Source organism: Dysgonomonas sp. 511 (genome assembly GCF_010501105.1).
GTDB lineage: Bacteria > Bacteroidota > Bacteroidia > Bacteroidales > Dysgonomonadaceae > Dysgonomonas.
Window position 1 is genome coordinate 1 of the sequence record NZ_QVMQ01000097.1, and the last position, 329, is coordinate 329.

The 329-nt window shown below is 42.6% G+C and carries 1 pseudogene; it reads right to left on the reverse strand.

What is annotated here, in order from left to right:
• Positions 1-245 precede the first annotated feature (245 nt).
• Positions 246-329 (reverse strand): annotated as a pseudogene (gene rsgA, locus D0T57_RS16130) (GTPase RsgA); the annotation flags it as partial.

Consider the following 329-nt stretch of genomic DNA (forward strand, 5'->3'; position numbering starts at 1 on the left):
AATAATTTCCTTATTTTTGCCACTCTTACTAGGTAACTTTTATAAAATTTACACATAAAAAAATTAATGATTATGAAGAAACTTCTCTGAATTGGCAGGGCCGCATTCGTCCAGATATTTCTTTTCTTTTGCATCCAGATACAATACTGCCGAATATCCTTTTTCGTGGGCTTTACCCCCGCCCGCTGTTTGGGTTTCCCTATCCTGATAGTAGGTGACATATCCCTGATCGGGAGCCCCGCCGCCTTTCCATGATAACCGGAAATAGCCCCTGTTTTGAGGCTTGCTTCGGGAATCAGGGTATTGATAAGAGTCGACTTGCCTACTCC